Raw genomic sequence first — 23,196 nt, 5'->3', positions numbered from 1 at the left:
GATGCGTCAGGTCGCGGCCCCCGCAGGTGCGTGTGCCTGCGCGACCCAGCAGGCCACCCTGGTTCCGGCCGTGTCCCCGGCTGCCGTGCCCGGATCCCGCAGCGGGGGTTCCTCGGCCCGGCAGCGGTCGACGGCGAGCGGGCAGCGCGGGTGGAAGCGGCAGCCGGGCGGTGGGCTGCCGGGGTCCGGGACTTCGCCGGTCAGCGCACGGGGCCGGGTGCCGGTGCCGTCCGGCACCGGCACGGCGGCCAGCAGTGCCTGGGTGTAGGGGTGCTGCGGCGCGTTCCAGATCTGCTCGACGGTGCCCTCCTCCACGACTCGGCCGAGATACATGACGACGACCCGGTCGGCGAGCGCGCCGACCACGGCGAGGTCGTGCGAGATGAAGGCGAGCGCGATGCCCTCCTCGCGTGACAGGTCACGCAGCAGATTGGCCACGGCCGCCTGGGCAGAGGCGTCCAGGGCGGACACCGGCTCGTCCGCGACGATCATCTTCGGTCGGGAGGCGAGCGCGCGGGCGATCGCCGCGCGCTGCCGCTGGCCGCCGGAGAACTCGTGCGGGTACTTCTCCGCCGCCCCGTCCGGCAGGCCGACGCGGCGCAGTGCCTCGGCGGCCTCGCGGGCAGCCCGGGGGTCGCGGCGGGTGCGTGTGACGCCGCGCGCCCGGTCGCGGGCGACCACGACCTCCTGGATCTGCGCGCCGACGGTGCGGCGTGGGTTGAGCGAGGCGTTCGGGTCCTGGAACACCATCTGGAGCGGCAGCAGGCCGGGGTCACGGCGGCGGCGCCGCATGGTGCCGACCGCCGTGCCGTCGAAGGAGACCGAGCCCGAGTGCGCCGCCGCGAGCCCGGTGATTGCGCGGGCCAGGGTGGACTTGCCGCAGCCGGACTCGCCGACGATGCCGACGATCTCGCCGGGGGCGATCTCCAGACTGACCCCGGCCAGGGCCCGCATCGGGGGCAGTCCCCTGCGCGGGTACTCGACGACCACGTCGTCGACGCGGAGCAGCGGTGCGGCCGTGTGGTCGGCGCCCGAGGTCATGTGTTCCTCCTGATGGGGGCGTCGGCCGCAGCGAGGAGGCCGGGGGGCGGTGGGGTGTCGGCGGGGTGGATCACATCGGGCTCGGCCAGCACGCAGGCGACGGTGCGGGCAGGGCCGATGGTCACGGGTACGGGTCGGTCGCGGTCGCAGCCGTCGACGACTGCGGCGCAGCGCGGGTGGAACGGGCAGCCGGGCGGCAGCGCGTCGGCGGCCGGCGCCGAGCCGGGGATGGGCCGCAGTGGCACGGCGTGGCCGACGGCGGAGCGCTGCCCGAGCGCGGCGTGGGGCAGTGCGTCCAGCAGGCCCCGCGTGTAGGGGTGTCGGGGGGTGCCGATGACTTCGCCGGTGGTGCCGGTCTCGATGACGCGGCCGGAGTAGAAGACCGCGATGCGGTCGGCGATGGAGGAGAGTACGCCGAGGTCGTGGGTGACCAGGGCGATGGCCATGCCTGTCTCGTGCCGGAGTTCGTCGAGGAGTTCGACGATCCCTGCCTGGACGGTGACGTCGAGGGCGGTGGTCGGTTCGTCGGCGATGAGGAGGCGCGGCCCGCAGGCCAGCGCCGAGGCGATCGCGATGCGTTGACGCATGCCGCCGGAGAACTGGTGCGGGTAGCGGGCGGCGGCCGACGCGCCGCCGGGAATGCGTACCAGGTCGAGCAGTTCGATCGCGCGGGCGTCGGCCTGTTTACGGCTCAGGCCCTGGTGACGGCGGACATGGTCGGTGATCTGGCGGCCGACGGTGAGCATCGGGTGCAGTGCGGAGGACGGATCCTGGAAGACGACGGCGATGGCACTGCCGCGTACCTGTCCCCACTCCTTGTCGGGCAGCCCGACCAGTTCGCGGTCGTCGAAGCGGACCGAGCCGCTCACGGTGGCCCGGTCGGGTGCGAGGCCGACCAGGGTCATGGCGGTCACGGTCTTGCCGCTTCCGGACTCCCCGGCGATGCCGAGGACTTCGCCGGGCCGGATGTCGAGGTCGACGCCGTCGACCAGCCTGATCCCCCGTCCGGCGCGGGGCAGGGTGACCGTCAGGTCGCGCACCCGCAGCAGAGAACCGGTGTTCCGCGTTCCGGTACGGGCGGTTCCGGTGCCCGCGCGGGAGTCCAGCGGTACGGCGGTGCTCGGTGTGCCCGCACCGTCGTGACGCGGGGCGGTCCCGCCGTCGGAATCCTCGTGGCGCGGGTGGCGGATGTTGTCGCTGTTCATGACAGTTCTCCGGCCGTCGAGAGTTTGGGGTCGAGCCGGTCGCGCAAGGCGTCGCCGAGGACGTTGAAGGCGACCACGACCGTGACGATGGAAAGGCCCGGGACGACCGCGAGCCACCATTGGTTGAAGTACTGCGAGGCCTCGGAGATCATCGATCCCCATTCGGCGGCCGGGGGCCGGGCGCCGAGGCCGAGGAAGGACAGGCCGGACAGGAGCAGGATCGCGCCGCCGACATCGAGCATGGCGAGTACCAGCAGCGAGCCGGCCACGCCGGGCAGCAGGTCCACGAGGATCGAACGGATCGAGCCGACGCCCGCGAGCCGGTTGGCGTGCACGAAATCGGACTCGCGCAGTGAGAGCACCGTGGAGCGGACGGTACGGGCATAGCCGGGCCACCAGACAAGTGCGCCCGCGATGACGGCGTTGGGGAGGGACGGGCCGAGTGAAGCGGCCACCGCCATCGCCAGGATGATCACCGGGAAGGCGAAGACCACGTCCGTGAAACGCATCAGGACGTCGTCGACCCAGCCGCCGAAGAAGCCCGCGACGAGGCCGACGGCGGTGCCGATGACGGCGGCCGCGGTCACGAGCAGCAGCCCTACCGGGACGGAGAGCCGGGCACCGTAAAGGACCCGGGAGAGAACGTCGCGTCCGGCCGGGTCGGTGCCCAGCCAGTGCGCCGACGAAGCGCCTTCCAGCGGCGCGGAGCCCTGGTCGAGCGGGTCATAGGGAGCGAGCAGGGGGGCGAGGACGATGACGATCAGCCACAGCAGGAGTACTCCGGCGGCGACTGCCTGTGCGGGGTGGCGGCGTGCCCAGCGCACGGCGCCGGCCACTCGGCCCCTGCTGCGGCCCGGCCCGGTGGCCAGGGAAAGGGTGGCGGTCATGAGAGGCGGATCCTCGGGTCGAATGCGGCGTACAGCAGGTCGGCGATCAGGTTGACGACGACGAAGACCAGGGCGATGAGGATGGAGACGCCCATCACGGCCGGCAGGTCGAGGTTGGTCGAGCTGCGGAAGGCGTACTGGCCGATGCCGTTCCAGGAGAACTGCTGCTCGATGTAGACGGTCGCGGCGAGCAGGAGACCGAAGGTGAGGGTGGTTGCGGTGATCAGCTGACCGGAGGACGCGCGGACCGCGTAGCCCCACAGGACGGCGTGTTCGCGCAGGCCCTTGGCGCGCCCGGCCTTCACGAAGTCGGAGGAGAGCGCTTCGAGGACGGCACTGCGGGTGAAGCGCAGGACCATGCCCACGACCGAGAGGGCGAGGACCGAGGCCGGCAGGACGAGGTGGGCGGCGGCGGAGGCGAAGGCGTTGACGTCGCCGTCGAGCAGCGCGTCGACCGTGTAGAAACCGGTGACGTGTTCGGGCGGGTCGAGTGCGGGCGCGAGACGTCCTGAGCCGGGCAGGACGCCGAGGTTCTTGACGAAGATCACGGCAGCGACCATGCCGATCCAGAAGGTCGGCAGCGAGACACCGGTGAGCGACAGCATGCGGGCGGCCCGGTCGAGACGGCCGCCGCGCCCGCGGGCGGAGAGCACGCCGAGCAGTACGCCGGCGACGAGGGCCAGGACGGTGGCCGTGATGACCAGTTCGAGGGTGGCGGGCAGCTTGTCACCGAGGTCGTCGAGAACCGGGCGCTGGGTCTGCTGCGAGGTGCCCAGGTCGCCGGTGAACAGGTTGCCGAGGTAGGTGGCGTACTGCATCGGCAGCGACCGGTCGAGGCCCTGCTCGGTGCGGTAGCGGGCGACGATCCCGGGGTCGTCGAGGGCTCGCTGGCCGAGGTTGGCGGTCGCCGGGTCGGCCGGGACGACGGAGCTGAGCAGGAACGTCACCACGGTGACGCCGATGACGATCAGCACCGAGGAGGCGACGCGGCGCAGCACGTACGCCAGCAGGGGCGGCGTCCTGCGGCGGGTGCGCGGGGTGTCTTCGGGGCCGGGCGAGGGGTCTGCCGGGGTGGGGGGACGGTCCGCGAGGGCCGTACCGGGGGCGGTGTCGGTCATGGGTTCACCCCTCCGAGCGGCCGAGCGCGGCCAGGTCGAGGTAGTAGAGCGGGTTGCGGACAAGTCCGGTGACCTCGGAGGAGGCCACGGTGACGAAGTTCGGCTCCAGCAGCGGGACGAACGGGCTGTTCTCGTTCATCGCCCGGTTCCACGCCCGGTAGGCGATGAGCCGGTCCTGTTCGGCGACCGAGCCGTACGCGGTCCTGGTGAGCGCGGCGAGTCCGGGTGCGTCCGCGGCCGGCCAGTGCACGCGCTTGGAGAGGAAGTCGCCCGGCGCGAATCCGAGGATGTTCTGCGGGTCGAGGTAGTCCGGCGGGTAGGACCACAGGGCGAGTTGGGTCTTGCCGTCCACGTACCGCTGGAGGGAGGTGGAGGTCGGTGAGGGGCGGAGCGTGACGGCGATGCCGATCTTCGCCAGGTCGCTCTGGATGCGTTGGGCGAGGACTCCGTAGTCGAGCCCGGCCAGCCGGTGGTAGTCGCCGGCGTAGTCCAGGGTCAGTTCGATCTTCTTCAGGCCCTGTTCCTTCTTGGCCTTCTCGACGAGGGCGCGGGCCGCCTGCGGGTCGTACTCGGCGGCGGCGTCCGCGCCGAGGCCGCCGGTGAACACGGTCGGCAGGATGCCGGTGGCCTGGGTGGAGCCCGGACCGGCGATCTCGACGAGGCCCTTGTAGTCGATGCCGATCCGGATGGCCTTCTGCAGGGCGTCGGAGGCGGTGGGCAGGTGCTTTTCGCGGCTGACCGCGAGGTAGAGCACCTCGGCGGCCCGGCTGTTGTCGACGGTGAGGGCGTCGCTGACCAGACCCTTGCTCTGCAGCGCGGAGATGTCGAGTGCTATCTGCGAGTCGCCGGACTGGACACCGAGCAGCTGCTGCTGCGCCGAGGGCACGTTCCGGATGATCACCCGGCGGTACGCGGGGGTCTCCCCGTGATACTGCGGGTTGGCTTCCAGCACGATCTGCGAGGAGTTGCTGTAGCTCTTCAGCCGATACGGTCCGGAGCCCGCGGAGGCCGTGTTGAGCCAGGTCTCGGCCTTGTCCTCGGTGGCGGCGTTCTTCGCGTCGGTGCCGCCGTGCTCGCGCACCGCGTCGGCGTCGAGCACGCCGAACTGCGGGGTGACGAGCATGGCGGGCACGTCGGCACGGGGGGTCTCGGTGGTGAGGACGACAGTCCGCTCGTCCTTGGCCTCGACGGTGATCCCCGCCATCAGGTAGGCGGGGCTGGCGTCGACGTGACGGAGCCGGTCGAAGGAGAAGACGACGTCGCTCGCCTCGACGGGCTTGCCGTCGGAGAAGCGGGCGTCCTCGCGGAGGGTGAACGTCCAGGCCCGCCCGTCGTCCGAGTTGGTCCAGGACGCGGCGAGGCCGGGCACGGGGGTACGCAGGTCGTCGCCCTTGTAGGTGGTCAGTGTTTCGTACAGAGCGTGGTCGACGAGGTAGTCGGTGGGCTGGTAGACGCGAGCCGGGTCTATGGATCTGGCGTTGAAGGCCGTGTCGACGACGAGGGTGTGGCGTGCGGTTTCGGCGGGCACGCCTGCGGTCGCGCAGGAGGTGAGCGAGGCCGTCAGGGCTGCGGTCACGGCGAGGCAGGCCAGGGTGCGGCGTCGGGGCCGGGCCGGTGGGCGGCCCGCCGGTGGGCTGCTGGGATGGTGGATCACGTGGGTCTCCGCTCGGAGAGACGGGCATGGAGGAGGCGGGGAATCACTCCCGGGTGACGGTCCGGGGCGGGCCTTGGTGGGCCCGCCGGACGCGTGCGGCTGAGCTGCGGGGTCTGCGGTCCTGCTGTCGGCGCCGCCTTCGGGGCCGGCGGTCGGCCGGTGAGCCCGTCTCCGAAGGGGCGGGAGACGGGGGTCGTACTACGGACGTGATGCCGGGACTCGGTGCCGTCCGACGACACGGGCTGTCCGGCGGGGCGCCGGAGCGTTCGCAGGGTTCGGCCGGGGGCGCCGCACCGGCTCAAGGCCGGTCCGGCCGGCCAACGGCTGTGCCGGGCCCGGCGGCGGGTTCCCGGCCCGCTGCTACGGGCCCCGCGCCGGCGATCAGGCCACTGCGGGGGCGGGCACCGCGGGGCGGCCGCCCTGCAAGTCCACGTCGATGGTCTGCCGGTACAGGCGCAGCCAGTTGCCGCCGCAGAGCTTGTCGACCTCGGCGGGTGAGAAGCCGACCCGGGCCAGGCCGTCGGGGATGTTGCCGAACTGGGCGGCTGTCTCGAACCACTCCGGGTCCGGCACGACCGGCGACTGGCCCGGCTTGCCCGCGCCGTACTCGGGTCCGCGCGTCCAGTGGCCCTTGCGCATCTCGACCATGTGCTCCTCGGTGAGGAAGCGGCCGAGGTCGGATCCGACACCGACGTGTTCGACGCCGATCCGTTCCACGGTGCGGGCGACCAGTTCGCACCAGCTGTCGGCCGTCTCGCACCACTGGCCGGCGATGTTCGGGTACATCGTCAGGCCCAGCACCCCGCCGCGTTCCGCGAGCGCGTCGATGACCTCGGGCCGCTTGTTGCGGGCGTGGTCGAAGAACTCGCGCGGGTTCGCGTGGTTGATCGCCACCGGAACGGCCGAGGCGTGGATGGCGTCGTACGAGGTCCGGTCGCCGACGTGCGAGCAGTCGACGACGATGCCGCAGCGGTTCATCTCCTCGACGGCGTTGCGGCCGAAGCGGGTCAGGCCGGCATCGGTGGTCTCGTAGCAGCTCGCACCCAAGGTGTTCTGGATGTTGTAGGTGAGCTGCATGACGCGCAGGCCCATGCGGGCGAACAACTCGATGTGGTCGAGCCGGTCCTCGATCGGGGACGCGTTCTGGGTGCCCATGAGGACTGCCGTGCGGCCCTCGGCGGCGGCCGCCTCGATGTCGGCCGTGGAGTACGCGATACGGATCAGGTCGGCGTTGTCGCGCTCCATCCCGTACCAGTCGGCGAGGGCCCGCATGGTCTCCGCCGCGTTCTCCCAGAACGCGATGGTGTTGGTCACGCAGTCCACACGCCCGGCGCGCAGTTCTTCGAAGACCGTCCGGTTGAAGACGCCGCACTCAAGTCCGTCGATGTTCACCGCTGCTCCTCGCCGTCCGTGGCCGTGTCGTTGTCGGTGTTGTTGTCGTTGTTGCTGTCGTTGTTGTTTTCGGTGTTGTTGTTGTCGGTGTTGTTGTTGTCGGTGTTGTTGTCAGTGTCGCCCGCGACGACGCGGGTGCCGCCGACGAAGTCCACGTCGTCGGTCAGGTCGGGTTCGATCACGCCGTTCTCGTCGACAGCGGTGGCCCCCGCGTGCTTGAGCGAGGTCACCGACTCGGCGGACAGCGCGGTCGCGGAGCTCTCGAACAGCGACCACCACAGGACGGCCGGGGTTTCCACCCCGGTGCGCACCGCGCGGGCGGCGGGCAGCGAGCCGACCAGCGGCAGGAGGCGGCGCAGTTCGGGGTCGTCGGGAAGTTCTGGCGTACGTCGCTCCATGACGAGGAGCACGCCCTCGCCGGCCAGGATCCCGGGAACGTCGGGCAGCCCGGCGGCCGGTGCGGCCGCGGAGGTCACGGGGGTCACGGTGATCACCACGCCCCGGTCGGTGCCCTGGTGTTCCAGGACCGCGGCGAGTTCGGCGCGTTCGATGCGCCCGGCCCACAGCGTGACCCGCTCTCCGGGTTCGGACTGGAGCAGGTCGAGCAGGGCGGGGGCGACGACGAGGGCACTCTGACCGAGGCAGTCCACGACGAGCGCTCCGGGGGCCTCGGCGGCGATGTCCACCCGGCCGGAGCAGGCGCGGTCGGCGTCGCTGAGCCGGTCGGCAAGCATCTGAAGGGCGGGCAGTCCGGCGGCCTGGGCGTGCAGGACCAGATCACGTACGGCGTGCACGGCGCCGAGTTCCAGGCCCTGGGCCTGGAGCAGCCGCTCGGCGACGAGGCGCAGCTCGCGCAGCGAGAGGTGGAGGGTCTCGCGGTCGGAGGCGTTCTGCCAGGTGTGGCCGAGGCGGTCGGCGGCACCTTCGGTACCGGGGCCACAGGCGAGGGTGGCGGAGGTCATCGGGTGGCTCCGTTCGGGGTGGTGCGGCGCGTGGGTGCGTCCAGGGTCACGGTGTCCGCGGGGCGGGGCACGGCCGGCCAGAACCAGGGGCGGGTGCTGTCGGCGCCGTCCAGGTCGGTGGCGGTGGGGGCGCCCTGGAAGATGACGCCGCGCAGGTCGCGCCCCAGGTAGTCCTTGGTGCGTTCCAGGCCGTAGAGGGCGGCGTTGGCCAGACGGATGATCCGGGCGGGCACGAAGGCGGCGTCGCGGATGTTGGCGTGCGGCAGCGCGTACGTGTGCGCGGCGAGCGACTGGAGGCGCTCGACGGCGCCGCGCAGTTCGGGGCGGCGGGCCAGGAGACGTCCGACGGGGAGGGACGGGTCCTCGGCGGCGAGCGCGCCGTCGAGGACCTGGACCATGCCGGGGATGTCCACGGTGAGGTCGATGGTGCCCTCGGGCAGTTCCTCGGTGGCGCCGCAGCGCGGTTCCTCGGCGGACCGCGACTTGTACCAGGTGTTGGCGACCGCGCCGGGGGCGGTGCGGTCGACCGCGAGCGCCCAGGCGTACGTGTCGGTGAGCAGCCCGCGCAGTTCACCGACGGTCATCGAACCGTCCCGGCGAAACGTTTCGTTGACGGTGAGTTCCGTCGCGAGCCGGTCCGATTCGGCCGGATCCAGCTCGGTGAGTACCGAGTTGACCACCTCCGCGGCCTCCCCGCAGACGCCCTCGACACAGTCGACCAGCTCGGCCACCGACGCCACCCGGCCCTCGCGCTCGGCCGCGGCAGCCCGCGCGGTGACCGCGTCGAGCACGAGACGCAGATCCGCGACGATCCGCTCGGCCGGGGTGAAGCAGGTGTACTCGTTGACGTCCTCGCTCTGGTACACGATGGCCCGCTCCAGAAGGACGGCCAGGGTGTCCGCGACGGCCGAACCGGGCGCGGCCACGAGGCCGCGGGCATGGGCGAGGGCCTGCTCGCGCAACGAGATCCAACGGTCCACCAGGACGGGATGGTTGCCGACCCACAGCACCAGGCCGAGAGCCGAGCTGTTGCCGACACCGAGGAAGCGGCGCACCTCGGGGTCGAGCGCCACGGCCGTGTCAGAACGGCGGTCGGCCATTGCCTCGACCAGGTCCGCGCTCAGCTCGCGCATCATGTAGGCGGACAGGAGCTGGGCGTGGTACGGCACCGCCAGCGGGTGGTCCGCGCCGTACGCGAGGAAGGTGCGGGTACCGAAGGTGCCGTTGCCGTCGAGGCCGATGTTGCGCATGAGGTAGCCGACGCGGGCGAGAGCAGTGGTGTCGGGCTGCCGCCCGGCGGCCAGCGCCTCCACGACGTGCTCGAAGACGCGCAACGAACGGTTGGCGCGGCACCAGGTGAGAGTGTGCCCGGTGGCGCGGCCGTGGTACAGGCGCGGCATCTCGTTGCGGGTGTGCTCGATGTCGTCGGCTGTGGCCGGGCCGTCCAGCAGGGCGCCCATCATGTCCCAGCCGAGATCGAAGATGCGCAGGGTGCGCTCCTGCGAGGAGGGCGGGAACGCGAAGGCCACGAAGTCCATCACCCGGTCGGCGGCGTGGATCCGGTAGACGGCCTCGCCGCTGCCGTCGGCCTCGACGGTCAGCGACCGGCGCTCGACGCGCCAGCCTTCGCGAAGCATCCGGTTGACCAGGGATCGGGCCGACGACAGACGCCCGGCCTGCAGGGAGGAAAGAGCGGCGGAGGTCATGATCTCGGCGGCCGGACGTCGGCCTGTCCCGGCCCGGCTGGGCTGTGGTGCCACGAGTGGTTCCTTTCGTACGGGTCATGCTGTGCGGCGCCACCGCGGGAAAGCGGTCGCGCGGGCGGGCGGGCGATGAGCGGTCCGGCCGCCGGAGTGGTACGGCTGTGGGAGTGGTACGGCTGTGGGGCGTCCGGTCCGGCCGGGAAGCGGCTCAGGAGCGGACGTGTGGAGGCGCGGTCCCGAGGGGACTCGACGCATGGTGGTTCGGTCCGGTCGCTCGGGCGTCTCGCGCGGGTGGTGCGAGGAGGCGGCGGCCCCGGCGCACACCCCGGTCGGGGGCGGCAGCGCGGCGATGAGCCACATCAGGGCGGACGCGGGCGTCCGGGATCCCCGCCCCGGTGAGGCCGGGGCGGAATCGAGGGCGGATCCGGGTCCGGGCTCGGGTCCGGGCTCGGGTCCGGGCTCGGGTCCGGGTCCAGGTTCGGGTCCGAATGGCTGCTGTCAGAGGCGGATCCGGGTCCGGTTCCGGGTCCGGGTTCGGGTCCGGGTTCGAAGGGCGGCTGTCATCTGTGTCCGGAGACGATCGTGGTCACTCGGGCCGCACAGGCCATGGCGGCGGGGGCAGCCGCCTCGGCGTCGAAGCGGACCATGGGGCCGACCACGGAGAGCGCCGCCATCACCCGCCGCCTGGCGTCGAAGACCGGTGCCGCCACAGCGACGGTCGGCTCCAGCTTGTTCGGCAAGGAGATCGCGTAGCCCTCGCGCCGGATGCGCTCCAACTCGTCGTCCCCGGCGGTGGATACGCCCGCGTCCCGCAACGCGACAAGGTCGTGCGGCAGCGCCCACGCGGTGAGCACCCGGCCGGAAGCGGTATCGGAGATCGGCATCCGTGCCTCGATCCGCGCATCGACCCGCAGCAGCCGGTCCACCTCGACCCGCTGCACGATCCGAGCCGAGTCGCCGTCGAGAACAGCCAGCGAGACCGTCTCGTCGACCAGTCCGGCCAGTTCTTCCATCGCGGCGGTGGCACGGTGGCCGAGCCCGGCCTGCGTGAACGCCGCGTCGGAGAGCCGGGAGACGCGGAGACTGAGCCGATAGGTCCCGTCCTCGCACTGCTCGGCCCAGCCGCCGGCGCACAACGTCACCAGCTGCCGATGGACATAGCCCCGACTGCCACCGGTACGACGGGCCAGCGCGGAGACACCCACGCCTTGCGGCTCGTCGGCCAGGGCGGCGAGGACCTCCAGCGTCTTGAGCGAGGAGGTGAGGATCTGGGTAACCATGCAACGTCTCCCATAAGAGGACACTGTCTCCTATCGAGACACGTCACTGTTGCAGTGCATCCATCGAACCGTCAATGGCCACAGCGGAAAAACATCCGACACTTCATCAGGCGCGATTCAACCCATACAACGCCTTGGAATCAACGGATCATTGAATCAAAGGGCGATGCATGCAAGGCGCCAAGCGAATCCACGCAGCAGGCTCGCCCGCCGCCGGGCCGCCACGCCCGTCTTCCATGCGGGGACACCCTCCGACGAACACCTCATGAGCGGAGACCTCTCGACTCAGGCGTCTTCCATGCGAAGACACCGCGCTGCCGGGCACGACCCGCCCCTCCCCCATGCCGTACCGACACCCGGCTCGATGGCGCGCAGTGCGATGCCGCGCCTGCGCAGGTGGCCGCAGTCGTGTGCCCGCCCTGCGCAGGCGGGGCAGCAGCAGCAACGGCAGCAGGCGATTGACATCACCGGTGCGTGAGTTGCCGTGATCTTGGTGTTGGTCCTGCCGCGCCGAGCAGTGCAACGCTGAACGCCCGCCTTCCCCCGGCGAACCGGCGTACAGCGAGAGGCAGTCTCCATGGACATCTTCGAGACACAGAACGGTTCGGTCCAAGGCTTTCGGGCCTCTGCCGATGTCGTCGCCGTCCTCGGTATCCCCTACGCCGCCCCGCCCTTCGGCGCCAACCGGTTCCGGGAACCCTTCCCGGCGCCGGCGTGGACCGGAGTGCGGGACTGCACGGACTTCGGCCCGGTCGCCCCGCAGTCGGCGCAACTGCCCGGCGCGCCCGTATGGTCTCCCGGCGACGAGGACATCCTCACCGTCAACGTCTGGACCCCGGCCCCCGATGGCGGCCGTCTGCCCGTCCTGGTCTGGATCCACGGCGGCGCCTACACCTTCGGATCCTCGGCCCAGCCGGACTTCGACGGCACCGCGCCCGCCCGCGCCGGTCTGGTCGTGGTCACCCTCAACTACCGTCTCGGCTTCGAGGGTTTCGGCCACGTCCCGGACAGCGAGGCAACCTCGTACCCGGACAACCGGGGTCTGCTCGACCAGGTCGCGGCTCTCCGCTGGGTACGCGCGAACATCGCCGCCTTCGGTGGCGATCCCGACAACGTCACGGTCGCCGGCCAGTCCTCCGGGGCCGCTTCGGTCGCCTGCCTGATGGTGATGGACCGCGCCCGCGGGCTGTTCCACCGCGCCATCGCCCACAGCGCCGCCAGCCCTTGCTACACGCTCGACATCGCCGCCGCGACCACTCGTGAGATCGCCGCAGCAGCGCACTGCCCCGCCACCCCCGAGGGCCTGGCGTCCGCGACTCCACAAGCCCTGGTCATCGCCTCCGACCGGGTCGTCGACGATTACCGGCGCAACCCCGCCTCGGGTTCACGGCATTACGACCCTTCGCTCTACGCCCCCGTCCTCGACGGCGACGTCCTGCCCACCGACCCCCTCACGGGGATGGCCGCCGGCGCGGCCCGGGAAGTGGACCTGCTGGTCTGCCACACCACGGAGGAGTACTGGCTGCTCGACGCCGTCGGCAGCAGCGCGAAGATCACCACCGATGAGCAACTGGCCCTCTTCGCCGCGGACTTCGGCCTCCCCGACGGCCTGGTGGCGGGCTATCGCGCCGCGATGCCCCAGAGCCCCGTGCTCGACGTCTACCTGGCCGTCTTCGGCGATCTGCTGTTCGGCGAGTACAGCAACCGGCTCGCCGAACAGCACGCCCACGCCGGCGGCCGGTCCTTCCTGTCACGTTTCGCCCGTCGGCGCACCGGCCCGCACGGGGTCGTGCGGGCCTGGCACTGCGCGGACATCCCCTTCGCCTTCGGCACCCTGGACAGCGACTGCGTGTCATTCCTCATCGGCGGCGCACCCACCTGTGCAGACCGTGAACTGTCACGCCGCATGACGCGTGCCTGGGCCGACTTCGCTGCCACCGGAAACCCTGGCTGGCCACCGGTCGGCAACTCCACCACGCGGGCCAGGACATGGAGCGCCGACGACGGCTCCGTCGACGACGGGCCCGCCCCTGTCCGTACTCTGTGGGCCGAGGCCCGCTTTCCCGTCCTGCGGCCGTGATCCGGCGAGCCGCGCCCGCGCCCTGAACAGGCTCCGGAGCGTGTCCACGCGTGGTGGACACCGCACCTTCCTCACCGGATCCACTGCCGTTTCCGTGCCCGCCGCCGCAGCGGTCAGCGCAGCGACTCGGGCAGTTCCTCCCGGTGGACGATGCCCAGGCGCTGGGTCGCCCGGGTCAGCGCCACGTACAGGTCACTCGTCCCGAACCGCCCTGGCTCCACGACCAGGACATGGTCGAATTCGAGCCCCTTGGCCTCACGTGGGCCGAGCAGCACCACGGGACGGGTGAGGTCGGGTTCGGCTCCGGCCGTGACTCCGTCGAGCGGGGCCGCGATCTCCTCGTGCAGCGCACAGGGTGCGATCACCGCGAGGCGCCCCTCTTGCGGCGTCAGCTCCGCAACGGCCCGCTCCACCGCGCCCGCCAGATCCGCGCCGGCGTCCCGCGTCCACGGCGGGAAGCCGGTGGACCGCACCGACCCGGGCGGCTCGAACGTGGGGTTCTGGACGCGTACCACTCGGGCGGCCAGGTCCATGATCTCCGCAGGCGTACGGTAGTTGACCCGCAGTCCGACGTGCTCGAAACGGTCGCCGACATACGGCTCCAGGATCTTCTCCCACGATCCGACGCCCGCCTCCTCGGAGGTCTGCGCCGGATCGCCGACCAGGGTCAGTGAGCGGGTGGGTGACCGGCGCATCAGCAGCCGCCATGCCATCGGCGACAGTTCCTGCGCCTCGTCGACGATGATGTGCCCGAACGCCCAGGTCCGGTCCGCGGCGGCCCGCTCGGCCGCACTCCGGTGATCCGCCTCCTCCTGCCGCTCAGCCATCCGTTCGGCGTCGATGATGTCGTGGGCGGCCAGGACCTCGGACTCCTCGTCCTCGAACTCGTACGTCTCCGAGCCCTGGGACAGCTCCAGGACGCCCTGCGCGTAGGCGATCCGCTCCTGGCGCTCAGCCTCGGCGGCGGCCCGCTCGGCGCTGTCGTCGACCCCGAGGAGTTCCGCCGCCTCGTCGAGAAGCGGCACATCCGCCGGCGTCCACTCCCCGTCGCCGGGAACGCGGCGGATGGCCTCGGCGTCCTCGTCCGGTACGTACACCGGCTCGGACAGGTAGTCGGCGAGGAAGCCCTCGGGGGTGAGCACCGGCCACAACTCTCCGACGGCGGCGTGCACTTCCTCGCTCGCCGCGACGCTCTTGCCCAGCTGGGCGATGTCGTCCGGACCGAGGAGGTTGGGGCCGCCGTACGGGTCCGCGCCGATGCGTTCGGTGAGCTGTGCGGTGAGGGCGTCGATGACGTGGAACGTGAAGTACGGACGGGCGAGGTTGTGCGGCAGACGGGTCTCGCGGGCCGCCTGCCGGGCCTGGTGGGCGATCTCCCGGTCCAGGACGAGGTCCCCGTCATCGTGCGGGATCACCACCGGGGCGCCTGGCTCGGGCAGCCCCTGCCGGTCACGTACCGCGAGAGCGAGCGCCTCGGCCATCCCCGCGCCGCCCTTGACGGCTGCCGCGCGGGGGGTGTCGGTGCCGCGGGCGTGGACACCGGGAAAGAGTTCGGCCTGCGTGGCGAGCAGGACTCCGGTCTCGCCGAGGGCGGGCAGCACCTCGCCGATGTAGCGCAGGAAGGCAGGATTGGGGCCCACGACCAGGACCGCGCGCTTGGCCAGAAGCTCACGGTGCTCGTACAGCAGGAAGGCGGCACGGTGCAGCGCGACCGCCGTCTTGCCCGTACCGGGGCCGCCCTCGACGACGAGGACACCGCGGTGCGGAGCTCGAATGATGCGGTCCTGCTCCGCCTGGATGGTCCGCACGATGTCGCCCATGCGACCGGTGCGGGCGGAGCTGAGCGCGGCGAGCAGCACGGCGTCGCCGCTCGGGTCCTCGAAACCGGTGCGTTCACGGTCCCCGAGATCGAGGATCTCGTCGTGCAGCTCGGTCACCGTGCGGCCCTCGGTGGTGATGTGCCTGCGCCGACGCAGGCCCATGGGGGTATGCCCGGTGGCGAGATAGAACGGTCGGGCGACCGGTGCTCGCCAGTCGATCAGAAGGGGCGTGCGTTCAGTGTCGTCCTCACGCATTCCGATACGGCCGATATGATGCGCGGCACCGTCGTGGAGATCGATTCGGCCGAAGCACAGCGATCCGTCCACCGCATTCAGGGCTGCCAGCAGACCGGAGCGCTCGGCGACGAGCACATCGCGTTCGAGACGGGCCTGCAGGCCGTTTCCCACCGGGGTCAACGCCTCCTCGACGTGTTGCTCGGTGACCCCGCGCAGCGCATCGACGCGATCGTAGAGCCGGTCGACGAATTCCTGCTCCTTCTGCAGTTCGACGTTTTCGCGAGTTGACAAAATCACTCCCTGTCGGATATGGTTTTTCTAGTGGCCCTCATTGAAGGGCCTTTTCTGTGCCCACAGAAACACCCAATATACGTAAGGAAATCCCCGTTCCGCAATTGCGGAACGGGGATTTCCTGTGCCGGAACTCTATTTTCGACAGTGGTGGTTCACCGTCTCGGGAAGCAACCCGACCGGCCTGCAGGCGCTGTTCAGGAGGACATGAACCAGCCCGCTCGCCCTGCCTGCGGACGCCCGCCCCTCACCCCAGGACCCTCACCCCCGACGGGCCGGCCGATACCGATGGACGCCTCCCCTCGCCGGCCGCATCGACTCCGCGAGAGGCATTCCGTCCGCCAGGGGATTCAGTCCGCCAGTTCCCCCAGGAGGGTCCAGGTGCGGCGCCGATCGGCGTCTCCTGCGATCTCCGTCCCCGAGAACACCACCTCCGTCGCCCCCGCGTCCCGGTAGCGCCGCACCTCGGCGGCAACCGTCTCTTCGTCGCCGATCACGGCCACGTCAGCGGCCCGCTCGCCACCTGAGAGCTCGATGACCCGTGCGTACGACGGGATCTGCTCGTAGAACGCGAGCTGTTCAGTGGCCTTCGCGCGCACCGAGTCGACGTCGTCGGTCACCACCCCGGACACGAGTGCCACGATTCGGGGCGCGGGCCGGCCCGCGGCCTCCGCCGCCGCGGTGACGGCCGGGACGATGTGTTCAGCCAGCGCGCGGGGCCCCGCGAGATACGGCAGGATCCCGTCCGCCAGCTCGCCACTGGCGCGCAGCGCCTGCGGCCCCATGGCGGCGACGAGGAGCGGCACGCCGGACTCGGCACCCGGTACGCGTGCCGGAACCGGTGTGGTGGCGGTCAGTAGCTCGCCGTGATGGTCGGCGGCCCCGGTCTCGGTCAACTGGCGCAGCGCGATGAGGAATTCACGCAACCGGGCAATCGGCCGCTCGAACGGGATACCGAAGCCGGTCTCGGTCAGGAGCTTGGTGCCGAGCGCGAGTCCGAGGTGGTAGCGGCCGTGCGTGGCCGCCTGCGCGGTCTGGGCCTGGCTGGAGACGAGCAGCGGGTGGCGGCCGAAGACGGGGATCGCGGACGTGCCCACGTGCAGGTCCGGTACCTCACGCCCGACGATCGCGGCGAGCTGAGGGGAATCGGCACCGAAGGTCTGCCCGAACCAGGCGGATCGCAGTCCCGCGGTGGCGGCTTCCCTGGCGAGCCTCACGGAGGCGTCGACCTGGTTGTCCGCATCAGTAGCGTTGAGCGCAACTCCTACAGTCATGTCCCTGCGAACCACCGTCAGGCGGCTGCGCATTCCGGTTCATATGTGACAGCTTCATGTCAGCTTTCCCTACGCGGCGGCTGCGGGCTCCTGTCCCGACGCAGGCCCGGGACTACAGGCTCACGGTTCGCTCACCCCGTACAACTGGGCGAACTCGTTGGATACGTGCCAGGTCACGCCCCGCGCGTTGAACAGCCCGACGGCTCCCGGCTGCGTGCCGCCCCGTGTTCCGGGAGATCAGCAGCGGGTGGCGGTCGCGACGGCGGTGCCAAATGCGTTGCTGTTGCCCGGCGGGTCCGGGGGCCGGACCCGCCGGGCAACAGGATCGCGCCGCTATCCGGAGTAGGTCTCGTACTCGGCGACCTGCGGCGTGCCGGTCGAGCTGGAGATCTCGAAGGTGATCTTGCGCAGCGAGGTCTGGGGGAAGGCGATGACGCCCGCCCCGTTGCCGGAGGTCAGGACGGCGCCGGTGTCGGCGTTGATGACCCGCCAGGACCCGATGTTGCCCGTGGAGCCTGACGCCTCCCGGATGTTGATCTTGGATACCGCGGTGGCGGAGCTCCACTTGATGGAGATGGAACCGGTCCCCCCGGCCGGCGACCAGTAGGTGCTCATGTCACCGTCTCGCACGTTGCCATAGCTCGTCCCCTCGGCCTTGCTGGAACCGTCCGAGTCGGCGCCGGTACTGAGGTTGGTTCCGCTGGGCGGAGTCGGGTCGGTCGGGTCCGGCGTGGGGTCGGTGGGATCCGGCGTGGGGTCGGTGGGATCCGGCGTGGGTGTCTGCGGCGAGCAATTGCCGTCCGACACCTTCAGCCCCTTGTTGGCGCCTGCCGTCTGGCTCACGATGTCGGGCACACAGCCGGCCCCGTCGAGGCTGTAGGAGTAAGGAATGCTGACCGTGGTGTTGGACTTCAGGTCGGGGCCGGCGGGGTTGTTCTCGCTACTGGGGCTGGACCAGGTCACGTTGTCGAGAATGTTGCCGCTGACCTGCCAGTATCCGGCCGCGTCGGTGTAGAAGGTGCCCAGGACGTCCTTGGAGTCCTTGAAGTAGTTGCTGTCGACCCTGGCGCGCGCCCCGGCCCGGGAGTTGATCCCGGACTTGTTGAGCTTCGCGTAGTAGTTGTTGTAGATGTGAGCTGTGCCGCCGCGCAGCAAGGGCGTGCGGGAGTCGACGTTCTCGTACAGGTTGTGGTGGAACGTGATGAAGCCGTTCGAGAGATCGCTCTCACTGGATCCGATGAGGCCGCCGCGGCCGGAGTTGCGCAGGGTGCTGTAGGACAGCGTCACATACTGGGTGTTGGCCTTCATGTCGAAGAGGCCGTCGAACCCTTCCGACTCCCCGCCCGATGCCTCAAGGCTGACGTGATCGACCCAGACGTTGTGGACGTCGCTCTCCATGCCGATGGCGTCACCGCCGTTGGACGTGGGCGAGCCGGACTTCTTGACGTTCTTCACGGTCACGTTCTGGATGATGATGTTGCTTGCCTCGCGGATGTGAATGCCCAGCTGATCGAAGACGGCACCGGTGCCGACGCCGATGATCGAGACGTTGCTGATCTGCTTGAGCTCGATCACACCGGCGGCGGTGTTGCAACTGTCGCCCGATACCTTGCTGGTGTTGCCGTGGTTGATGGTCCCTTCGACCTCGATGGTGATCGGGGTGCTGCTGTCGGCCCGGCCGCACAGGGCCGCGTGGATCTCGGTTCCCGTGGTGGCCCGCACCGTCTGACCGCCCGCGCCGCCGGTGGTCCCGCCGTTCTGGGTCGCGTAGCCGGTGGCACTACCGGTCGCCGCCGACGCCTCGGGCATCGACAGCACCGCGCCGGTCCCGGCCGCCAGGGCCATCGTGGCCAGCGCCGCATAGAGTCGCAGTGCGACTGGTCGTCTCATCCTCGCCTCAACCTTCGTCTTCGCATGCTGGGGGTCGCTGTTCCATGCCGTAGTCGTTTCGGCGGCCGTAAAGGTTGCCGCCCTGTCGCCGGGCAGATGGCCGGCCCGTCCGGATGCTCTTCGCGCGACGCGAACCGGGCCGGCGGGACCGCTGCGGCCTGCACGTTCGCGTGCGCAGGCGCCGGCCGCGGGTCCGAGACCGTGACGTGGCCGCGCGTCCTCGTCACTGCCTGGCTCCGAAGAAGCGCCGTGCCGCGTACACGGCGGCAGTGTGCCGGACAGGCCCGCCAGTTGGTCCGACTCGCCGCCTCGCGCCGCGCCGGGCGTGCGCGGCGCGACGGCCGGGATCGACGGAGCCGCCGGGGAAGTCATCCGATGACCTTGTACGCCATCCCTTCTCCCGGAAGGGATGCCCCGCTACCATCGGCCTGCACATGGGAGCGCTCCCACATTCATGCCGGACCCGCACCGCCGCCTTTGCGGCCCCGCTCGGAGAGGACGCTTCCGTGCGCTCAAACGCAAGACCCTTCGCCGCCCTACTGGCGGCACTCACTCTGACCGCCGGCTTATTCGCCGCCGGAACCCCCGCCGCAGCGCGCTCGGACAATGTCCCGAGTGCTACCGAAGCATCCGATGTGTCCATTGCGGCGGACACCTACTCCTGGAAGAACGTGCGCATCGACGGTGGCGGCTTCGTGCCCGGCATCGTCTTCAACCGGTCCGAGAAGAACCTTGCCTACGCCCGGACCGACATCGGCGGCGCGTATCGGTGGGACCAGACCGGCAAGCAGTGGACACCTCTGCTGGACTGGGTGGACTGGGACAGATGGGGCTGGACCGGAGTGGTCAGCCTCGCCTCCGACACGGTCGAACCTGACAAGGTGTACGCGGCGGTCGGCACGTACACCAACAGCTGGGATCCGACCAACGGCGCGGTGCTCCGTTCCTCCGACCGCGGCGCCACATGGAAGGCAGCCACGCTTCCGTTCAAGCTCGGCGGCAACATGCCGGGGCGTGGCATGGGCGAGCGGCTGGCGGTCGACCCGAACAAGAACTCCGTGCTGTACCTGGGCGCGCCCAGTGGCAACGGACTGTGGCGCTCCACCGACTCGGGTGCGACCTGGTCGGAAGTGACCGCCTTTCCCAACCCGGGGAACTACGCGCAGGATCCGTCCGACACCTCGGGTTACGCGAGCGACAACCAGGGCATCGTGTGGGTCACCTTCGACGAGCGCAGCGGTAGCGCCGGCAGTGCGACCCAGGACATCTATGTCGGGGTCGCCGACAAGGAGAACACCGTCTACCGCTCGACCGACGGTGGCGCCACGTGGTCGCGGATAGCGGGGCAGCCGACCGGCTATCTGGCGCACAAGGGAGTTCTCGACTCCGCCACCGGCTACCTGTATCTGACGCTCAGTGACACGGGCGGTCCGTACGACGGGGGCAAGGGCAGGATCTCGCGCTACGACACGAAGACCGGCGAGTGGGCGGACGTCAGCCCGGTCGCGGAAGCCGATACGTACTACGGCTTCAGCGGGCTTTCCGTCGACCGGCAGAGTCCCGGCACTCTGATGGCCACGGCATACAGCTCCTGGTGGCCGGACACGCAGATCTTCCGGTCCACGGACAGTGGCGCGACGTGGACGCAGGCCTGGGACTACACCAGTTATCCGAATCGTTCGAACCGCTACACCCAGGACATCTCCTCCGTACCCTGGCTGTCCTGGGGCGCCAACCCCTCCCCTCCCGAAACCACCCCCAAGCTCGGCTGGATGACCGAGGCGCTGGAGATCGACCCGTTCGACTCGAACCGGATGATGTACGGCACGGGTGCCACGATCTACGGCACGGAGAACCTCACGTCCTGGGACTCGGGCGGCCAGTTCAAAATCACGCCCATGGTGAAGGGGCTGGAGGAGACAGCCGTCAACGACCTGGCGAGCCCGCCGTCGGGCGCGCCGCTGCTGAGCGCTCTCGGTGACATCGGGGGCTTCCGGCACACCGATCTCGATGCTGTGCCGAACCTGATGTACACCTCGCCGAATCTCGACTCGACCACCAGTCTGGACTTCGCGGAGACCAGTCCCGGCACGGTCGTACGGGTCGGCAACGCCGATGCCGCTCCGCACATCGGATTCTCCACGGACAACGGGGCCAACTGGTTCCAGGGTTCGGAGCCTTCCGGGGTGACCGGCGGCGGCACGGTCGCAGCCGCCGCGGACGGCAGCGGCTTCGTCTGGAGTCCCGAGGGCGCGGGTGTACACCACACGACCGGGTACGGAAGTTCCTGGAGCGCCTCCACCGGGATCCCGGCCGGGGCGACCGTCGAGTCCGACCGCAAGAACCCGAAGAAGTTCTACGGATTCAAGGCGGGCGCCTTCTATGTGTCCACGGACGGCGGAGCCACCTTCACCACGACGGCGGCGAGTGGCCTGCCCGCCGAGGGAAGCGTCCGCTTCAAGGCGTTGCCCGGGTCCGAGGGCGACGTATGGCTGGCGGGCGGCAGCTCCACGGGGACGTACGGCCTGTGGCACTCCACCGATTCGGGCGCGACGTTCAGCAAGGTCTCCGGAGTGGAGCAGGCGGACAGTGTCGGCTTCGGCAAGGCCGCCACGGGAGCCTCGTACCAGACGCTCTTCGTCAGTGCCAAGATCGGCGGAGTGCGCGGAATCTTCCGGTCCACCGATGCCGGGGCAAGCTGGACGAGGATCAACGACGATGCCCACCAGTGGGGTTGGACCGGTGCGGCGATCACCGGGGATCCGCGGGTCTTCGGCCGGGTGTACGTCTCCACCAACGGACGCGGAATCATGTACGGCAACTCCGCCGACGGCGACACCGACGGCGGCACGACCCCGACCGACCCCGGTACCGATCCGGGGGAACCACCGGCGGACGCCGAATGCTCCGTGGCATACACGGTCACCAATGAGTGGTCCGGGGGCTTCCAGGCGGATGTGACGCTCACCAACACGGGCGACACGGCCTTCAGCGGTTGGCAGCTGAGCTGGTCGTTCCCCGACGGGCAGAAGGTCAGCCAGATGTGGAACGCCACCTCGCAGCAGGAGGGCGCGAAGGTGACCGCGACCAGTATCGCCTGGAACGGCAATGTCGCGGCGGGTTCCTCGGTGGGCTTCGGATTCACCGGCACCTCGACGGGCGGCAACGGCACGCCGACGGCCTTCACTCTGGGAGGTGATGCCTGCTCCGTCGGCTGATCGATGACGGGGCCGTGCCGCAGGCGGGACGCACCGCTGTCCGGCGGCTACGCCGGATGCCGGTGCGTCCCGGGGGGCCGCGCACTCGTCCACACGGCCTCGGTCCGGTCACGTGCGTCCTCGGCAGGAGCATGTGGCCGGACCGGGCCGCTCACCCGAATGATCCGAAGCTCGCCAGTTGTCACAGCGACAGCCCTGTTGTGACAAGGATCCGCGGTGACACGCCGCACTGCGGTGGGCCGGTCAACGGGACTCGGAGAGCAGCGTGTTGAGTTCCGGGAAGGCGATCCCGTCGGCGAGGGAACTGTAGGCGCCGCTCTCGCTGAGCTCCCGCGCGGCTCGCCGGGCGGCCGCGTACGCGGCCTGCGCCACTCCCGAACCGAGGCTGACGCGGGCCACACCGATCTCACCGAGCTCGGCAACGGTAGGAGCGCCGGGTCCGGCCATGACGTTCAGCGGTACGGAGATGCCACCGGCCAACGCCGCGATCACAGTGGTGTCGGTGGTACCGGGGACGAAGATGCCGTCCGCGCCGGCGTCGATGTACTTGCGTGCCCGGGACAGGGTTTCTCCGAGCCGGGTGCCCGGATCCCCGAGTTCGAGAAGGTACGTGTCGATACGGGCGTTGAGGAAGAGATCGGCGCCCGCTCGGTCAGCGGCGCGCCGAGCAGCGGCCAGCCGTGTCACGAACTCGCCCGGGGGGCGGCGGCCGTCCTCGATGTTGACACCGACGGCGCCCGCCGCGAGCACCCCGATGACGGTCTCGGCAACGTCGGTCGCCTCCTGCCCGTACCCTCCCTCGATGTCAGCGGTGACCGGAACCGCGACGGCGGCGGTGACTCGGGAGATCAGTTCCAGTGCCTGATCGCGCGCGAGTGCGTCACCGTCCGGTGAGCCCAGCGACCAGGCGACGCCGGCGCTGGTGGTGGCGATCGCCGGGGCACCTGCGGATTCGATGACGCGGGCGCTCGCGACATCCCAGGCGTTGGCGAGCGCGAGAGGCTCCGGGACAGTGTGCATCGAGCGGAAGAGGCGGGCTTTGTCCGACTGCGTGGTGATCATGCGTGAAGTCAAACATCGCCTTGTGGTCGTTTTCCGGCAGGAATCCGACATCTGTGTCGGCCTGGCCATGAGGTCGCAGGTG

The 23,196-nt window shown here is 70.4% G+C and carries 15 protein-coding genes; 2 read left to right on the top strand and 13 right to left on the bottom strand.

Features of this window, described 5'->3' with window-relative positions:
• Nucleotides 1-6 precede the first annotated feature (6 nt).
• The 9 genes from ACFVUT_RS03290 to ACFVUT_RS03250 all read right to left on the bottom strand — a co-directional run bounded on the left by ACFVUT_RS03290 (nt 7) and on the right by ACFVUT_RS03250 (nt 11,242).
• Nucleotides 7-1,041, bottom strand: coding sequence for an oligopeptide/dipeptide ABC transporter ATP-binding protein (locus ACFVUT_RS03290; RefSeq protein WP_389643399.1), 1,035 nt, complete (start codon nt 1,039-1,041; stop codon nt 7-9).
• Entirely contained in the window at nt 1,038-2,246 is a 1,209-nt protein-coding gene (locus ACFVUT_RS03285; RefSeq protein ID WP_389643396.1) for an ABC transporter ATP-binding protein, read from the bottom strand. The genes ACFVUT_RS03290 and ACFVUT_RS03285 overlap by 4 nt, the downstream gene beginning before the upstream one ends.
• Nucleotides 2,243-3,133, bottom strand: a complete 891-nt coding sequence (locus ACFVUT_RS03280) for an ABC transporter permease (RefSeq protein WP_389643393.1) — start codon at nt 3,131-3,133, stop codon at nt 2,243-2,245. Before ACFVUT_RS03280 ends, ACFVUT_RS03285 begins: the two co-directional genes overlap by 4 nt.
• Nucleotides 3,130-4,251: an ABC transporter permease gene (locus ACFVUT_RS03275; RefSeq protein WP_389643390.1), complete on the bottom strand. Its 1,122-nt coding sequence runs from the start codon at nt 4,249-4,251 to the stop codon at nt 3,130-3,132. Before ACFVUT_RS03275 ends, ACFVUT_RS03280 begins: the two co-directional genes overlap by 4 nt.
• A 4-nt stretch (nt 4,252-4,255) precedes the next feature.
• The gene (locus tag ACFVUT_RS03270; protein WP_389643387.1) at nt 4,256-5,905 is read right to left on the bottom strand and encodes an ABC transporter substrate-binding protein; all 1,650 of its coding nucleotides are present in this window, start codon (nt 5,903-5,905) and stop codon (nt 4,256-4,258) included.
• Nucleotides 5,906-6,286: 381 nt separating this feature from the next.
• Nucleotides 6,287-7,297: a dipeptidase gene (locus ACFVUT_RS03265; RefSeq protein WP_389643383.1), complete on the bottom strand. Its 1,011-nt coding sequence runs from the start codon at nt 7,295-7,297 to the stop codon at nt 6,287-6,289.
• On the bottom strand, nt 7,294-8,259 hold the full coding sequence (locus tag ACFVUT_RS03260; protein WP_389643380.1) for a hypothetical protein: 966 nt from the start codon (nt 8,257-8,259) through the stop codon (nt 7,294-7,296). Before ACFVUT_RS03260 ends, ACFVUT_RS03265 begins: the two co-directional genes overlap by 4 nt.
• Nucleotides 8,256-10,019 (bottom strand): hypothetical protein, encoded by a 1,764-nt coding sequence (locus tag ACFVUT_RS03255; RefSeq protein WP_389643377.1) that lies wholly within the window; start codon nt 10,017-10,019, stop codon nt 8,256-8,258. Before ACFVUT_RS03255 ends, ACFVUT_RS03260 begins: the two co-directional genes overlap by 4 nt.
• Nucleotides 10,020-10,522: 503 nt before the next feature.
• The gene (locus tag ACFVUT_RS03250) at nt 10,523-11,242 is read right to left on the bottom strand and encodes an IclR family transcriptional regulator (protein ID WP_389643374.1); all 720 of its coding nucleotides are present in this window, start codon (nt 11,240-11,242) and stop codon (nt 10,523-10,525) included.
• A 577-nt stretch (nt 11,243-11,819) separates the two neighbouring features.
• On the opposite strand from ACFVUT_RS03250, the gene ACFVUT_RS03245 reads away from it, so the two are divergent.
• A complete protein-coding gene (locus tag ACFVUT_RS03245) occupies nt 11,820-13,322 on the top strand; it encodes a carboxylesterase/lipase family protein (RefSeq protein WP_389643371.1) in 1,503 nt (500 codons plus the stop codon).
• Between the two features lie 113 nt (nt 13,323-13,435).
• Here the strand turns inward: ACFVUT_RS03245 and ACFVUT_RS03240 are convergent, their stop codons facing one another.
• The 3 genes from ACFVUT_RS03240 to ACFVUT_RS03230 form a co-directional block, all read right to left on the bottom strand.
• On the bottom strand, nt 13,436-15,646 hold the full coding sequence (locus tag ACFVUT_RS03240) for a HelD family protein (protein WP_389643637.1): 2,211 nt from the start codon (nt 15,644-15,646) through the stop codon (nt 13,436-13,438).
• Between the two features lie 374 nt (nt 15,647-16,020).
• A complete protein-coding gene (locus tag ACFVUT_RS03235; RefSeq protein WP_389643368.1) occupies nt 16,021-16,944 on the bottom strand; it encodes an LLM class F420-dependent oxidoreductase in 924 nt (307 codons plus the stop codon).
• 333 nt (nt 16,945-17,277) lie between these two features.
• Nucleotides 17,278-18,834, bottom strand: a complete 1,557-nt coding sequence (locus ACFVUT_RS03230) for a polysaccharide lyase family 1 protein (RefSeq protein ID WP_389643365.1) — start codon at nt 18,832-18,834, stop codon at nt 17,278-17,280.
• 506 nt (nt 18,835-19,340) lie between these two features.
• On the opposite strand from ACFVUT_RS03230, the gene ACFVUT_RS03225 reads away from it, so the two are divergent.
• Nucleotides 19,341-22,052 carry a cellulose binding domain-containing protein gene (locus ACFVUT_RS03225; protein WP_389643362.1) on the top strand — a complete coding sequence of 904 codons (2,712 nt, stop codon included), beginning with the start codon at nt 19,341-19,343 and terminating at the stop codon, nt 22,050-22,052.
• A gap of 243 nt (nt 22,053-22,295) precedes the next feature.
• On the opposite strand, the gene ACFVUT_RS03220 is transcribed toward ACFVUT_RS03225, so the two are convergent.
• On the bottom strand, nt 22,296-23,114 hold the full coding sequence (locus tag ACFVUT_RS03220) for an isocitrate lyase/phosphoenolpyruvate mutase family protein (RefSeq protein WP_389643359.1): 819 nt from the start codon (nt 23,112-23,114) through the stop codon (nt 22,296-22,298).
• Nucleotides 23,115-23,196 lie beyond the last annotated feature (82 nt).

This window comes from Streptomyces sp. NPDC058051 (assembly GCF_042885475.1).
Taxonomy (GTDB): Bacteria; Actinomycetota; Actinomycetes; order Streptomycetales; family Streptomycetaceae; genus Streptomyces.
This window is presented reverse-complemented; position numbering and strand designations above follow the sequence as displayed.

Excerpts from the sequence above, each read along its gene's own strand:
- ACFVUT_RS03290 (WP_389643399.1), bottom strand. The coding sequence starts at position 1,041 with ATGACCTCGGGCGCCGACCACACGGCCGCACCGCTGCTCCGCGTCGAC.
- ACFVUT_RS03285 (WP_389643396.1), bottom strand. The coding sequence starts at position 2,246 with ATGAACAGCGACAACATCCGCCACCCGCGCCACGAGGATTCCGACGGC.
- ACFVUT_RS03280 (WP_389643393.1), bottom strand. The coding sequence starts at position 3,133 with ATGACCGCCACCCTTTCCCTGGCCACCGGGCCGGGCCGCAGCAGGGGC.
- ACFVUT_RS03275 (WP_389643390.1), bottom strand. The coding sequence starts at position 4,251 with ATGACCGACACCGCCCCCGGTACGGCCCTCGCGGACCGTCCCCCCACC.
- ACFVUT_RS03260 (WP_389643380.1), bottom strand. The coding sequence starts at position 8,259 with ATGACCTCCGCCACCCTCGCCTGTGGCCCCGGTACCGAAGGTGCCGCC.
- ACFVUT_RS03250 (WP_389643374.1), bottom strand. The coding sequence starts at position 11,242 with ATGGTTACCCAGATCCTCACCTCCTCGCTCAAGACGCTGGAGGTCCTC.
- ACFVUT_RS03245 (WP_389643371.1), top strand. The coding sequence starts at position 11,820 with ATGGACATCTTCGAGACACAGAACGGTTCGGTCCAAGGCTTTCGGGCC.
- ACFVUT_RS03235 (WP_389643368.1), bottom strand. The coding sequence starts at position 16,944 with ATGACTGTAGGAGTTGCGCTCAACGCTACTGATGCGGACAACCAGGTC.
- ACFVUT_RS03230 (WP_389643365.1), bottom strand. The coding sequence starts at position 18,834 with ATGAGACGACCAGTCGCACTGCGACTCTATGCGGCGCTGGCCACGATG.
- ACFVUT_RS03220 (WP_389643359.1), bottom strand. The coding sequence starts at position 23,114 with ATGATCACCACGCAGTCGGACAAAGCCCGCCTCTTCCGCTCGATGCAC.